The sequence below is a fragment of the Thalassolituus sp. genome (assembly GCF_984348125.1).
Genome location: NZ_CFHJLR010000022.1, coordinates 24,773 through 39,118 on the forward strand (window position 1 = coordinate 24,773; position 14,346 = coordinate 39,118).

Annotated in this window: 14 protein-coding genes; 7 read left to right on the plus strand and 7 right to left on the minus strand. The window is 52.3% G+C overall.

Going from position 1 to position 14,346, the window contains the following annotated elements:
- Positions 1 to 49 precede the first annotated feature (49 nt).
- The 3 genes from AC5E51_RS13795 (at position 50) to AC5E51_RS13805 (ending at position 3,382) form a co-directional block, all read left to right on the plus strand.
- Positions 50 to 1,723 carry a nitrite/sulfite reductase gene (locus AC5E51_RS13795; protein ID WP_068443540.1) on the plus strand — a complete coding sequence of 558 codons (1,674 nt, stop codon included), beginning with the start codon at positions 50 to 52 and terminating at the stop codon, positions 1,721 to 1,723.
- Positions 1,707 to 2,153 (plus strand): DUF934 domain-containing protein, encoded by a 447-nt coding sequence (locus AC5E51_RS13800; RefSeq protein ID WP_068443537.1) that lies wholly within the window; start codon positions 1,707 to 1,709, stop codon positions 2,151 to 2,153. The genes AC5E51_RS13795 and AC5E51_RS13800 overlap by 17 nt, the downstream gene beginning before the upstream one ends.
- Positions 2,154 to 2,221: 68 nt before the next feature.
- On the plus strand, positions 2,222 to 3,382 hold the full coding sequence (locus tag AC5E51_RS13805) for a cation:proton antiporter domain-containing protein (protein WP_068443534.1): 1,161 nt from the start codon (positions 2,222 to 2,224) through the stop codon (positions 3,380 to 3,382).
- Position 3,383: 1 nt separating this feature from the next.
- Here AC5E51_RS13805 and AC5E51_RS13810 read toward each other — a convergent pair whose 3' ends face one another.
- Positions 3,384 to 4,376 (minus strand): YhdH/YhfP family quinone oxidoreductase, encoded by a 993-nt coding sequence (locus AC5E51_RS13810; protein ID WP_068443532.1) that lies wholly within the window; start codon positions 4,374 to 4,376, stop codon positions 3,384 to 3,386.
- Between the two features lie 4 nt (positions 4,377 to 4,380).
- The gene (gene sohB / locus AC5E51_RS13815) at positions 4,381 to 5,445 is read right to left on the minus strand and encodes a protease SohB (RefSeq protein WP_068443529.1); all 1,065 of its coding nucleotides are present in this window, start codon (positions 5,443 to 5,445) and stop codon (positions 4,381 to 4,383) included.
- A 234-nt stretch (positions 5,446 to 5,679) separates the two neighbouring features.
- On the opposite strand from sohB, the gene AC5E51_RS13820 reads away from it, so the two are divergent.
- Entirely contained in the window at positions 5,680 to 5,994 is a 315-nt protein-coding gene (locus AC5E51_RS13820; protein ID WP_068443527.1) for an SCP2 sterol-binding domain-containing protein, read from the plus strand.
- 53 nt (positions 5,995 to 6,047) lie between these two features.
- On the opposite strand, the gene AC5E51_RS13825 is transcribed toward AC5E51_RS13820, so the two are convergent.
- From AC5E51_RS13825 to AC5E51_RS13845, 5 genes are all read right to left on the minus strand, one after another.
- Positions 6,048 to 6,569 (minus strand): cation/multidrug efflux pump, encoded by a 522-nt coding sequence (locus AC5E51_RS13825; RefSeq protein ID WP_139325875.1) that lies wholly within the window; start codon positions 6,567 to 6,569, stop codon positions 6,048 to 6,050.
- Between the two features lie 106 nt (positions 6,570 to 6,675).
- Positions 6,676 to 8,316, minus strand: coding sequence for a FimL-related protein (locus AC5E51_RS13830; RefSeq protein ID WP_068443522.1), 1,641 nt, complete (start codon positions 8,314 to 8,316; stop codon positions 6,676 to 6,678).
- A 209-nt stretch (positions 8,317 to 8,525) separates the two neighbouring features.
- On the minus strand, positions 8,526 to 9,224 hold the full coding sequence (gene dnaQ, locus AC5E51_RS13835) for a DNA polymerase III subunit epsilon (RefSeq protein ID WP_068443519.1): 699 nt from the start codon (positions 9,222 to 9,224) through the stop codon (positions 8,526 to 8,528).
- On the minus strand, positions 9,221 to 9,655 hold the full coding sequence (gene rnhA, locus AC5E51_RS13840; protein WP_068443516.1) for a ribonuclease HI: 435 nt from the start codon (positions 9,653 to 9,655) through the stop codon (positions 9,221 to 9,223). The genes dnaQ and rnhA overlap by 4 nt, the downstream gene beginning before the upstream one ends.
- 3 nt (positions 9,656 to 9,658) lie before the next feature.
- Complete coding sequence (locus AC5E51_RS13845) at positions 9,659 to 10,426, minus strand: methyltransferase domain-containing protein (RefSeq protein ID WP_297532635.1); 768 nt, start codon at positions 10,424 to 10,426, stop codon at positions 9,659 to 9,661.
- A gap of 73 nt (positions 10,427 to 10,499) precedes the next feature.
- Here AC5E51_RS13845 and AC5E51_RS13850 point away from each other — a divergent pair, with 73 nt between their 5' ends.
- The 3 genes from AC5E51_RS13850 to AC5E51_RS13860 are packed head-to-tail and all read left to right on the plus strand — an operon-like array spanning position 10,500 to position 14,313.
- The gene (locus AC5E51_RS13850) at positions 10,500 to 12,080 is read left to right on the plus strand and encodes a lytic transglycosylase (protein WP_491778708.1); all 1,581 of its coding nucleotides are present in this window, start codon (positions 10,500 to 10,502) and stop codon (positions 12,078 to 12,080) included.
- A complete protein-coding gene (locus AC5E51_RS13855) occupies positions 12,067 to 13,506 on the plus strand; it encodes an ABC transporter substrate-binding protein (RefSeq protein ID WP_297532631.1) in 1,440 nt (479 codons plus the stop codon). Before AC5E51_RS13850 ends, AC5E51_RS13855 begins: the two co-directional genes overlap by 14 nt.
- A 12-nt stretch (positions 13,507 to 13,518) precedes the next feature.
- Positions 13,519 to 14,313, plus strand: a complete 795-nt coding sequence (locus AC5E51_RS13860; protein ID WP_076517817.1) for an enoyl-ACP reductase FabI — start codon at positions 13,519 to 13,521, stop codon at positions 14,311 to 14,313.
- The last annotated feature ends 33 nt before the right edge of the window (positions 14,314 to 14,346 follow it).

Here is a 14,346-nt window from a genome sequence, read left to right on the forward strand (position 1 = left end):
TAAAGTTCGCCCCTATTCCTATAATTCCAATTACTGCAACCGGATCACTATGTACGTATACGATCAGTACGATCAGCAATTGCTGAACGAGCGCGTCGCCCAGTTTAAGGGCCAGATGGAGCGCTATCTGGACGGTAAGATCTCTGAAGAAGAGTTTCTGCCGCTGCGACTTCAAAACGGCATTTATGTGCAACGCTATGCACCTATGCTGCGCGTGGCTGTGCCATATGGCGCACTTAATTCCGCTCAGGTGCGCAAGCTGGCTTATGTTGCCCGCACTTACGACAAAGGGTATGCGCATATCTCTACGCGCCAGAACGTCCAGTTTAACTGGCCAGAACTGGAGCAATGCCCTCAGATTCTCGCGGACCTCGCTGAAGTACAGATGCACGCTGTTCAGACCAGTGGTAACTGTATCCGTAACACCACGACTGACGAGTACGCCGGTGTGATCGCTGAAGAAATCGTTGATCCACGCCCTTACTGCGAGATCATTCGCCAGTGGTCAACCTTTCACCCTGAGTTTGCCTTCCTGCCGCGTAAGTTCAAGATCGCTGTAAACGCAGTACCTGGACAGGACCGCGCAGCCATCACGATGCATGACATCGGCATCAACATTGTTAAAAACGATGCGGGTGACATTGGCTACCGTGTTCTCGTTGGTGGTGGCCTTGGCCGCACCCCGATTCTGGGCGAAGAAATCTGTGCCTTCCTGCCAGAAGAAGACCTGCTGGCCTACCTTGATGCCGTTATTCGCGTGTACAACCAGTTTGGTCGCCGCGACAACAAGTACAAAGCTCGCATTAAAATCCTGGTTAAGGCCCTTGGCGTTGACCGTATGCGCGAGCTGGTCGAGGAAGAGTTCAACCGTCTCAAAGATGGTGAAGGCAAGCTGACTCAGGCTGAACTGGAGCGCGTTAAGCAGCACTTCATCGACCCTGAGTACAAGACGCTCAGTGACAACCCGGTAGAGCTCACTGCAGCTAAGGAAGAGAACAAAGCCTTCTCACGCTGGATGGAGCGCAACGTGCGTCAGCACAAGAAAGCTGGCTACGCTGTCGTTACTCTGACCTTGAAGCAGATCGGTACGCCACCGGGTGATATCACCGCAGAGCAGCTCGATCAGGTTGCTGACCTGGCCGATGAGTACAGCTTCGGCGAACTCCGCTCTACCCACAACCAGAACCTGGTACTGGCTGACGTCGAACAAACCGAACTGTTCGGCTTGTGGCAGAAACTGAAATCATTAGGCATGGCGACACCAACGCTGGGTCTCCTGACTGACATGATCTGCTGCCCGGGCGGTGACTTCTGTGCGCTTGCAAACGCCAAGTCTATTCCAGTTGCAGAAGCTATCCAGGCACGTTTTGAAAATCTTGATTACCTGTGGGATCTGGGTGAAATCGACCTGAATATCTCAGGCTGCATGAACGCGTGTGGTCACCACCACGTTGGCAATATCGGCGTTCTGGGTGTCGACAAAAAAGGCGAAGAGTTCTACCAGGTATCACTCGGTGGCAACTCTGGCGGCAACGATGCAGATGGCTCTTCACTGGGCAAGATTCTTGGACCTTCGTTCGCACGTGAGGCCATGCCTGATGTGATTGCCAAAATTCTCGATTTCTACGTAGACCAGCGTACTGACGGTGAATCTTTCCTCGAAGTCTATCGCCGCGTTGGCCACACCCCATTTAAGGAGGCTGTCTATGGCAAACCTGATTAATACCCAGGGCCCGGTTCAGGACACGGAGCTTACAACTGTAACACTCGAACAGTGGCAGGAAGAGAAAGCTTCTTTCGCTGGTCAGTCACTTGAACTGACCGTTTCCAGCGACCAAACGGCAGATCTCTTTGGTGAAGATGCGGCGAATTTCGCACGCATCTCCATCGATTTCCCTAAGTTTGCCGATGGCCGTGGTTATTCTGCGGCCAGATTGCTGCGTGAAAAATACAAATATACCGGTGAGCTGCGTGCCGTCGGTGACGTACTGATTGATCAGGTATTTTTCATGAAGCGTTGCGGCTTCGATACGTACGCACTGCGTGAAGACCAGATCGTTGAAGACGCTATCGCCGCCTTCTCAACCTTCACCAACCCGTACCAGAATGACGTCCATGATCAGCGACCGCTGTTCAGACGCCGCCTGAGCTAAAACACGCTCTCTTTTCTGTGGCGCTCCCGCCTTCTGTGTCTTAACCTTAAGTCACATTTGGGGGAGTTATGCCACAGGATATCGTTTTTTCTTTCTTTCTTATTTTTGCCGGTGCACTCGTTCTCGCGACTTTCGCACTCTACACACGCCAACCCATACTCGTCGCCTACATAGCACTCGGTGCCATTGCAGGCCCGTATGGCATGGGCTGGATTGAGCACCCAGATGAGCTCACAGACATGGCTCATATCGGGATTATATTTCTTCTCTTTCTCCTCGGGCTGGATATGCAGCCTTCTTCGCTGTTTGCGGTACTGAAGAAAGCGATGTCCGTTGCACTACTCAGCTCGTTGCTGTTCTTTGGCCTAGGGGCCGGCGTCACACACCTGCTTGGCTACGGATTTATGGATGCCATCATCGTTGGCCTGGCGCTTATGTTTTCGAGCACCATCATTGGTTTAAAACTCCTGCCCACGACGGTTCTCCACCACAAACACAGTGGTGAACTCATGGTCGGTCTTCTCCTGATTCAGGATATGATCGCTATCCTGACTCTCATACTACTTGGCGTGCTGAGCGGTGAATCCGACCAGCCTGTCTGGCAGCCGTTTCTGGCCCTGCCTGTACTCGCGGTAGCCTGTTACCTGATCGTGAAGCTAATTCTTCTTCCGCTCATTCAACGCTTCGATCGCTATCAGGAATACCTGTTCATTATGGCCATCGGCTGGTGTCTGGCTGTTGCCGAGGCCGCTGCTGTGATCGGACTTTCCGAGGAGATAGGTGCATTCATTGCCGGGGTGACTCTGGCAACCAGCCCTATCGCTCAGTTTATGGCGATCAGCCTTAAGCCACTGAGAGACTTCTTTCTGGTCATGTTCTTTTTCACACTGGGTGCGGGCGTCAATCTTGGAATGCTGGAGGAGGTGCTGGTTGGCGCAGTGTTACTGGCGGGGGCTGTTCTGACGCTGAAACCATTGACGTTCCGGGTGCTTCTCGGGCGTTTCAGTGAAACACCGAAGCTAGCCTGGGATGTTGGATTCCGGCTGGGGCAAATCAGTGAGTTTTCACTGTTGGTAGTATTCGTGGCAATTGAGAGCGCACTCCTGACAGAGCGCGCATCCCTTCTGGTTCAGGCAACAGCGATTATCACATTCGTCCTGTCCAGCTATATCGTCGTTTTTAACTACCCCAACCCTATCGCCATCAGCGACAAGTTGAGGCGTGACTGACTCAGTCTTTATTGAGGTTGACGCGGTAACGACCGACGCCTTCCCCTTTGATGATCCGGGAGAGAACATCAGGAAGTTCTTTCCGGCCGATCTCAGTGGTCATGCTTTCAAGGCTTTCCAGTTTCCAATCGCCTGCAGCCTTATCCAGTACCGCTTGCTTGTCCGCTCGTGGAATCTCAACCGAATCCACACCGAGAAGACTGACGCCACGCAGAATAAACGGGAACACACTCGCTTCAACCTTGACGCCAGCAATCATACCGCAAGTAGTCACAGCGCCCTCAGGCATCAGCTGCGGCAGTATGGCTGACACCATATCCCCACCGACGGTATCAACAGCCGCCTGATAAACAGGCTTCGCCATCGCTTTACCTTTCAGTGACAGCAAGTCATCGCGGCTTACGATGCGTTTTGCACCAAGAGATCCAAGCCAGTCGTTTTTATCTGCTTTACCTGAAAGAGCAACAACACTGTAGCCGAGTTTAGACAGCAGAGAGACAGCCACAGAACCAACGCCGCCTGTCGCACCCGTAACCAATACAGGGCCGCGATCTGGCGAGATACCTGCGCGTTCAAGTTTTTGTACGCTCAGAGCCGCAGTAAAGCCAGCGGTACCCCACGCCATCGCCTCTGACGCTGAAATACCCTCAGGTTTCTTCAGCACCCATGCGGCAGGCACACGAATATGCTGGCCATAACCGCCGTTTGTATTCATGCCCAGGTCGTAACCGAATACGACAACCTCGTCACCCTTCGAGAACGCGCTATCACTGCTTTCAAGAACAGTACCTGCGGCATCAATACCCGGTGTGTGCGGATAGGCTTTTGTGACGCCACGATTACCACTCGCTGAAAGTGCATCTTTGTAGTTCACCGAGGAGTAGGCAACCTCGATAAGGACGTCCCCCTCCGGCAAGTCGGCATCTTCCTGCTCAACCCACGAAGCCTCGAATTTCTTATCCGCTTCCTCTACCCGATATGCTAGAAAACTCATCGTATTACCCTTTTGTCTGCATCTGATTCTGAACGGCAGTCAGGACTCGCGTCACGGCACGCTCAAAGCCTGCCTGAGCAGCAAAGCCCATACGCTCCTGGAATGACCGACGGTACTCATACGCGACCGTATACACATCCGCGCGTTCGCATGCTGAGACAAGATAATCATCACTTGTTCCCACTTCGTCTATCAGCTTTTGGTCGAGTGCCTGCTGGCCGTACCAGATATCTCCGGTAGCAACCGCATCAATGTCAACACGAGGGCGGAACTGTTTCACGTGCTGCTTGAAAAGAACGTGAGTATCGTTCAGATCAGACTGAAATTTCTCTCGCGCTTTATCAGTATTTTCACCGAACATGGTTACTGTGCGCTTATATTCACCCGCAGTGAACATTTCGAAATCTACATCGTTCTTTTTGAGAAGCTTATTGAAGTTCGGGAGCTGGGCCACAACGCCAATAGAACCAACAATTGCAAACGGAGCAGCAACCACCCGGTCTGCAAGGCAGGCCATCATGTAGCCACCGCTTGCGGCGACTTTATCGATGCATACAGTGAGCTGGATACCTTTGTCACGGATGCGCTTTAATTGCGATGCAGCAAGGCCGTAGGAGTGCACCATACCACCGCCGCTTTCGAGGCGGATAACGACTTCGTCATCCTTAGTGGCCATGGTCAGGATGGCCGTAATTTCACGGCGCATAAGATCAACATCAGATGCTTTGATGTCACCATCAAAATCGATGACGTACACACGTTTTGTTTCTTTGGAAGCATCCGCCCCAGCAGAGGCTGCTTTCTTCTCTGCCTTCTGTTTTGCCTTGTCTTCTTTCTTCCGGTCTTTTTCCAGCTGTTTCAGAGTAGCTTCTGTATTGATCTCATTTTCGAGCTGCTCTTTATAGTCTTCCAGCTGCTCGTTCAGCTTACGAATTTTCAGTTCACCCTCGGAGCCCGACTTTTTCTGTCGGCTACCTAGTGCGATCATTCCACCGACGACCACCAGAATGGCCACGACGAGTGTAACTGTCTTCAAGAGAAAGCTGCCGTAATCTGCAATAAACTCCACTCAGATATCCTTTAATCCTGTATTTGGGAAGAGCCAGCATAACGAAAACCGGGCGTGCCGCAAGCTCTGTCAGGTAAGAGAAGTAACCGCAGTCTGAAATTCAAACAATCGTTCGAATTTCGTTGACACCCTACAGAGGGCCACTTAGAGTGTCGACAGGCCTGAACGGGCACGAATCAACGGCAGTACTTCCGCCGCCGTAGAACAACACGTAAGTAACCGAAGGATATTGATATGTCATCTGCTGCTGAATTCATCAATGAAATGAACGCTAAATTCAACCCAGCTGCCGCTGAAGGCCTGGATCTGGTTTTCCAGTTCAACATCGAAGACGCGGACAACTACCACCTGATCGTTAAAGACGGCGCCTGCGAAGTTGTTCAGGGTGAAGCGGGTGATCCAAACGTAACTCTGATCATGAACAGCGAGACCCTGCAGGGTATCGTTAATGGTGATCTGGACGGCATGATGGCATTCATGTCTGGTCAGCTGAAAGTCGAAGGCGACATGATGCTGGCGACTAAGCTGGGTGAACTGTTCCCTGCTTAATATCGACAGATACGATAAAAGCGGCCGATGGCCGCTTTTTTTGTACTTGTGTTTTACCACTGCCCGGCGATGGCGCTCTCCGCAACGTCATTCACCGGCCGAGCGACCAGTCCTTTCGTGGTCCGGACAACACTGAACACAGCACCATTCTCCATAGGCATATAGACTGCGCTGCCAAAATCTGCATCCAGCCACAGATCGTAGTTGCGTAACCAGCTCCAGACATCAAAGCCTTCGGAACCACCAAACCCATAAACCGTTCTAGGTGCACTACGTTCCTGCTCAAGACTCAGATAACGCCCTGACAAGCGATCAAACCGATACAAAGGTTCCTTGCCCAGTGCCAGTAATGGGCCAGTCCATACCAGCATACGTACATCGAGCTGCCATTGATCGCCTTTTACAACGAAGCGCTCTTCTTCGCCTTCAGAGTCAACCAATGTCAGATCAAATACCTGTGGCTCGATTTCATAAATGCTTACCGACGCCAGAGGCCGTTCCTGAATGGCGGATCGATAGCTGGCCAGATCCCACACGACCAACCCTAACCAGATAGCCCCAGCAATAAGGATCATTCCTGTAGTTCCTCGGAGCCACTGCCTGAACCAGCCTTTGCCGGCCCAGAGAAAGAGTGCCACAACGACCGCAATTAGAATTGCGCCACTGCTGATTAGTGTAAGACTAGTTTGCAACATGACCGGCTCTCAACTGCACCATACTCTCTTCAGCCATGCGTAATGCATCACTGCCGCCAGAGGCTGGAGAATCATACGTGTCCAGATAGTACTCAACTGCAGTTACTGCGTCAGCAAAGGCATCCATATCCTGAGACGAAGGTGCCACTCTTGAGTCCATCACCTGATGCTCGACGAACTCCTCCAGCTCAAGCAGCATCGCGCGTAAATCGGCCTTACCCAGAAAAATAACTGCACCACTTACGTCCCGCAGGCTCTTGCCTACATTCTTCACGTGCAGTTTATCTCCGCTATCAACGTATGAAGCCACGGCTCTCTTCACCATGACCAGCGCAGTTACCGACTCAGCGACCACAGCGATATTCGCCTCTTTAAGCGTCACGGGATCAATAACCTGGGAGCCTTTCAGGCTGTTAGACTGAACAATTGCCTGAACATCCTGTTCTATACGGATAATGTCGTCAGCCAGCCCTTCAATATCCGCCTGTCCCGACCGTATCTGACGGATTACTCCGTCAGCGAGCTCGGCCGTCGGATTCATATCGACCATGATCAGGGTATCTGAGATACGCTCCAGCCGCTCGATCAACTCAGAGTCTTCGACAGCAAGTTCGGGGTTGCGCTGACTGCGATCAATGATGTCTTTTAATGCTTCAATTTCGTCCTGCAGAGCGCGTGCGAAGGACACCAGCGCAGACTGGTCCGGACCACTAAGATCGTTACGGGTGACCCTCAACTCCCGTTCGCGAACATGATCCGCCAACTGGAAACTGCTATGCAGCAGTTTCAGACGGTCAGACTCAGGCTGAGCCAACGCAACCAGGTACAGGAACTCTTTCAGCAAAGCGTCAGATGGCTGCTCGTTGAATGCTGCACCTTCAGTTGCCTGAAGTTTACGGACCTGACGATCCAACTGACCAACCAGAGAGATACGCTGTGGTGTGACGTCGAATTCATCCTGCTGCAAAGCATCCAGCGCTCCAGAAACAACTTCCCAGAATATCCAGCTGTGAGATCCTCTGGCCGCCAGCTCAAGACGTTCAACAGCCCTGACGAGCACCTGTAAGGGGCCACGTTTGCCGGAGCCACGAATTAGTCCCAGCAAGCCCAGTTGAAGCATCTGCCGCACACGACGATAAGCGACTGCACGATTCGCAGCGGCCTTCGGCTGGTCCAGCTTCGGGCGCAGGTTATTCAGAAAGAAATACCCTTCAGGCAAGCCTTTTTCTGCTCGCTCACGTCTCACGAGATTGATGGTAGGTATCAACAGCGATGGAGCAACATCCTGACCTGTAATCACAAATTCTATGTATCGTTTCAGGTACACCACAGCCTGAGTGGACGCATCAAGAAGGCCTTCACTGACACCTGAATTGAGTGATCGGCGGATGGTTTCGGTAAGCTCCTCACACAAGCGCTCACCCGCACGGAAGTCGAGCATCTTAAAAGTGCCGCGAAGCTGACGAATTTCTTCCAGAAAAGTACGGATGGTCTCTTCACTGTCATCGGTACTGTAGGTATCCAGCTGAACCGCCGCATGGTCCAGCGCGTTTTCAATCTCTTTGCGCACCACGTGTAACGACGATGCGAACTGATTTGAAACTTCTGCGCTAGGTAAATCTGCCATTTTTATTGTCTTCCTGTCCGACCAATAAAGCCGCCGGGTTATTTATTACTGAATAGTCGCTCTGGCGGATTCTACCGGAGTGATGGGTGTTTTCATCAACTGGCAGACAGACGCACCGATATCCCGTAGAAACGGCATAGTTCAACATAACCTGTCTGGTTGATAAATCCGTGCTCGCCTTCGCAGTTTCGCCATTCAGTTTTTTATTATTAAGAGCGACGCCACAGCGCCCCTTCACTTTTCTTGTCTATCAAGTCCAGAAACGCCTCGTGGGCGGCTGCTTCCTCTGTAGTGGCCTTTACTACTTTCAATGCCGCTGCATCGACTTTGATGTCGCCCAGATCAAGCTCGACAACCCCCGAATCTGATTCGTCCTCCCCAAGGGCGAGATCCGTCTGGCCGCCGGTCATCATCAGATAAACATCGGCCAGAATTTCGGCATCGAGCAAAGCGCCGTGGAGTTCACGGTGCGAGTTATCAATACCATAGCGTTTACACAAGGCATCGAGGCTGGCACGTGCACCCGGGTGCATCTGGCGGGCCATCACAAGCGTATCAAGGATGCCACAGAAATCGCGTGTTGGCGTCATATTCAAGCGCGAGAATTCCGCATCCATCATACCGACGTCAAACGGCGCGTTGTGAATAACGAGCTGAGCGCCATCAATAAACGTGCGGAAATCATCAACGACCTGACTGAATACAGGCGCGCCCTGTTCAATCAGCCACTCGTTGGTAATGCCATGGACCTCTGCTGCTTCTTCATCAATAGGCCGCTCAGGGTTGATATAAACGTGATAATGCCGTCCGGTCAGCTTGCGTTTAATAACCTCAACACAGCCGATTTCTATGATTCTGTGACCATCGCCAATACCGGTGGTTTCTGTATCAAGTACTACCTGTCTCATTTAACTGCCTCTGCTGCACCACGATTTGCCAGTTGATCCGCACGTTCATTACCATCATGGCCGGCATGCCCTTTTACCCAGTGCCACTCAACCTCATGGCGCGAGCACTCCTTATCGAGAGCTTGCCACAAATCTTTATTTTTCACCGGTTGTTTTGATGCCGTCTTCCAACCGTTTTTTTTCCAACCAGCCAACCACTGATTAATGCCTTGTTTTACGTACTTTGAGTCTGTTGTCAGAACAACCTGACAAGGGCGGGTCAAAGCCTTCAGGCCCTCGATTGCAGCCATGAGCTCCATACGATTGTTCGTCGTATTGTTTTCGCCGCCCCACAGCTCTTTTTCGTTTTCGCCGTATTTTAACAATGCGCCCCAGCCTCCCGGGCCCGGGTTACCTTTACACGCACCATCGGTGAACAGCTCTACTTTCATGTCTTACAGTGATCCTCTGGTTCTGGATACAGGCTTTCTGGTCGCAGGAATCGCGAAGCCCAGTTTCGGTTCGCGCCGCACTTTACGCCCTGAACGTATAGTTGTCATGCCTGCTACGGTTTTCCGTGCCACCAGAAGGTATATATTTCCGGCGACAATCCGATTGCCTGCCAGAACACGATCAACCCGGCGGCTCATAGCTTCAGATCCAATTTTTACAGGCCATAAATGCGCAGCGGTAGTGATATTTTCAACCCGGAAGTCCAGTAGCATCAGCCAGTCTGACAAGCGTAATGGTGCGACAGGGTTTGACACCCAGGGCAATTCTGTCGACATGGTTCGCAGCCACCGAACACCACCCCAGGTGCTGTAGGGATTAAATCCAACAACAACCAGATAACCGCCCGAAACAAGCGAGCGAGTGGCCTCCCGCACCAACTGGTGTGGCCGGTTTGTCATATCGAGCGCATGCTGAAGAACCACGACATCAAGCGCTTCATCAGGGAACGGCCAGCGCGTATTATCGATCTGAGCCTGACAATCAACCAGGCCTCTCTGCCAGGGCAAACCCACGCGAAAGGTATGATCCGCCCGACTACGACTCAGGAACTTAGGGTCTGAATCTACGCCGGCGTAAAGAAGATGACGTCCTCTTAAGTGGGAGACTCTTTCCTCAAGCCACGAGCCCTCCAGCGCCATCAGTCTTTGTGTATCCTTGCGACTCAACCATCGCTTCTGAACCTGAGTTTTTATTCTGTGGCCGTGTTTCATTTGACACTGTTCGCCTTGCGGGCATGGATTATGCTGATAGACTGACAGGAAAACGTAGTCAGACACCAGTTGTATGAAGTTATTGCAAGTATGCCTGCTGACGGCAGTCCTGTCAGCGTGCAGTTCCATCGCCCCTAAAACCGAGCCTGCCTCAGAAGACAATATCGCAGGCATCGCGCCAGGTCAGCCAGTCAGCGACACCGCACCAACCCTCCAGGCCGAACCAGTTCCCGAAGAAGAGTTTACGGAGCCTCTGGCGCCAGCAACTTCCTGGGATCATGTTGTTCGTAATTTCGGACTTGAGCTCGATACATCAAACTCGCGCGTAAAACGTCACATGGACTGGTACATCAGACACCCACGACACCTGGAACAGGTATCTGATCGTGCGCGCCGCTATCTTCACTACATCGCAAGCGAAGTTGAACGTCGCGAGATTCCGGGCGAACTGGCTTTGCTCCCGGTTGTCGAGAGTGCCTTCGACCCCTTCGCCTACAGTCATGGCCGTGCTTCAGGCGTGTGGCAGTTTATACCGTCGACAGGTCGCGCCTACGGGCTCCATCAGGACTGGTGGCATGACGGTCGCCGCGACATTCGCAGCGCTACCAACGCGGCCCTCAATTACCTCGAATACCTTGCAGGTCGCTTCGATGGCGACTGGATGCTCGCGCTTGCCAGTTACAACTCTGGTGCAGGCACCGTAAGAAAAGCCATCAGAAAGAACAAACGCAAAGGGCTGGATACCGATTTCTGGAGTCTGGATCTTCCTAAAGAGACCCGTGCTTATGTGCCTAAGCTCGTCGCTATTTCCTACCTGTTGAAGCATAGGGAAGATTACGACATCGCCTGGAGAGATATTGAAGATGCTCCCTACTTCGCTATCGTGCCAACAGGTGGTCAGATTGACCTGTCACAGGTCGCCGAACTTGCAGACACCGACCTCGATGAGATCTATCGCCTGAATCCACAATTTAATCGCTGGGCAACTCATCCTGACGGCCCTCACGAAGTCCTGATTCCTGCGACGCAGGAGTTTATCTATCGAGAGAACCTCGCCAACCTGGATGAGAACTCGAGACTGAAATGGCAACGTTACGTGGTCCGCTCCGGCGACAGCCTGATCACTATTGCCCGGAAACATAACATCACGGCGGAAGTTGTCCGCAGCGCCAATCAGTTGAAGTCAGACACCATCTACGCGGGTCAGCAGCTTCTTATTCCTTCTGCACTAAAAGCCGGCGGCGAATATGGTTTGAGCCTGAGTGAGCGCCTGACCCGCAAGCAGAATGCAGGTCAAACGGCAAACCGCTCACAGCGCGTAGATTACCGCGTTAAGAATGGCGACAGCTTCTGGAAGATTGCTCGCATGTACGACACCTCGGTCAATAAACTGAGTCGTTGGAATGGCATGGCGCCTGGCGACCCACTCAGAGTCGGTCAGAAGCTGACCATCTGGACCACGGAGTCTGACGGTCAGCGAGAGGAAGTGCGTAAGGTGTATTACAAAGTGCGCAGCGGTGACAACCTGAGCACCATCGGTTCCCGCTTCAATGTCACGGTGTCCGACATCAAGCGCTGGAACTCAAGCAAACTGGGGGGCCGTTATCTGAAGCCCGGCCAGAATCTGACTTTGTATGTAGATGTCATTCGCTAAACCCTACCTCGCTGCACTGGCGCTCTGGCTGACCCTGAGCGCCTCAATGTCCTTCGCCCTCGATGTATTTGTTGAAGATGCCAGAACGCTACCAGAGCTACCTGTCGTCGATGTCATAGAATCAGAGTCAGCCGTCAAGATAGCAGGTGCGTTCACCACCCTCACCACTACGCTCCCAAAAAACTGGAAGCGCCTGCCGTCAACACCATCAGACGACCTCCTGGACGATCTTTATGTTCCTCTGGCAGGAAAGCCGGGGACGGATGGTCTCCGGCCACCGCTTCTGGCAGCAAGCTGGCGTGACGAGCCAGACAACCACAAAATCATTTTCCGCATCCATCCAGGGGCAACCTGGAGCGATGGCATACCCGTCACAACAAAAGACGCTATATACACTCTTTTCTACTTGTCAGAGCTAACGTCCGGGACACCCTATCAACGTCAGCTGATTAATCAGTCTTTGACGGGGATTACGCAATACGATGCCGAACACTTCGCTCTCCACTACTCACAAAAGTATGACAGAGCACCCGAAGCATTATTTGGATTACGAATCATGCCCGGGCACGCCGCGGGCATGGCCGCTGATGCACGTCCACCAGTAAACGGCCCTTACCTCCCTACCGATCTGAATGGCACCACCATGAGTCTGGAGAGAAACCCTGACTGGTGGGGAGACAATGTACCTGCACTGAGTGATCGATTCAGAATACGGAAAATAGTCTTTCATAAAGCTTCAGCGGAGAGGTTCGATCAATTCATACAAGGCCAGGTTGACTGCATCAGCACGACATCAATATCCGACAGCGCCGATGAGTGGCTGAAGACACTGCTTGAAATCAAAAACATTACTCACATTATCAGTGAAGCCGAGAACCCACTCAGCGTTTTACTGATTGCTTCTGGCAGCCTGGATCAAGATCGCTTTACTCTTCTGAAGGAGCAAGTATTCAGCGCAGTTGATGGTGAGAAGTCCGAAGGCCTGGTTGCCGATGTTATTTTCAGCCCCGCACCAACACTGAACTGGGCCAGCCAGGCTGAATACTCTCAAGTGCCATCACGGATATTCAAATCCCGGGTACGAACCGGGTTTTATGAGGCGGCAATAATCGCCCTTCCGCAAAGCAAGATCGCAAACCATGCAGAAGTACTACGTTATCTTTCGTCGAATGACAGCAACCTCCATATTGCCGCTCTATACGACATTCCCTATTATCAATACGCATGCTGGCCCTGGGTGACACTCCCGGAGCCGGGAGAAGAAAAAGGTGACCTCCTCTCACCGACAGACATCTATCAGGGTGGCTACATCGGGCTAGACCGGCGACAGAGAGCGCGCGTTCTTGGCAGGCCTGACCGGGACGAGGATGAAGAGCCCGTGGTAATACGCTACCCCGCAACCAACAACACGACACAACCAGAATAACAGGAGCCTAGTGTGGGTCTACTCAGTGGCAAGAAAGCCCTTATTGTTGGCGTGGCCAGCAAACATTCAATCGCCTATGCCATTGCAGAGGCATTTCACAGAGAAGGTGCCGAGCTGGCGTTTACGTATCAGGGTGACAAGCTCGGCGAACGTGTTAAAAAAATGGCTGCAGACTGGAATTCAGATCTGTGCTTCCCCTGTGACGTATCATCAGATGACGACATTCAGGGCGTGTTTGATTCGCTTAAAGAAACATGGGACGGCATAGATATCCTCATCCACTCCGTAGGGTTTGCTCCAGCTGAGGAACTCAATGGCGATTATCTCGACGTCACCAGCCGAGAAGGTTTCCGGGTGGCACACGACATCAGCTCCTACAGCTTCGTGGCACTGGCAAAGCACGCAAAACCAATGATGGAAGGCCGGAACGGAGCCATGCTCACGCTGACGTATCACGGCTCTCAGCAGACACTGCCAAACTATAACGTCATGGGGCTCGCTAAGGCCTCGCTCGAAGCGTCTGTGCGCTACCTCGCAGGCTCAACCGGACCTGATGGTATCCGCGTCAATTCAATTTCTGCCGGGCCTATAAAAACGCTGGCTGCGTCCGGCATTAAGAGCTTCCGAAAAATGCTCAAGAAAAACGCAGAGCGTGCTCCACTCAAACGAAACATCACGGCTGCGGAAGTCGCAAATACCGCGGTATTTTTGTGTTCCGACATGGCATCAGGTGTAACGGCACAGAATATCTATGTCGACGGTGGGTTTAACACCTGTGCCATGAGTCTGGAAGAGATGGACGATTAATAAATCGTTTTTGGGGCAGTGACCCGACTAACC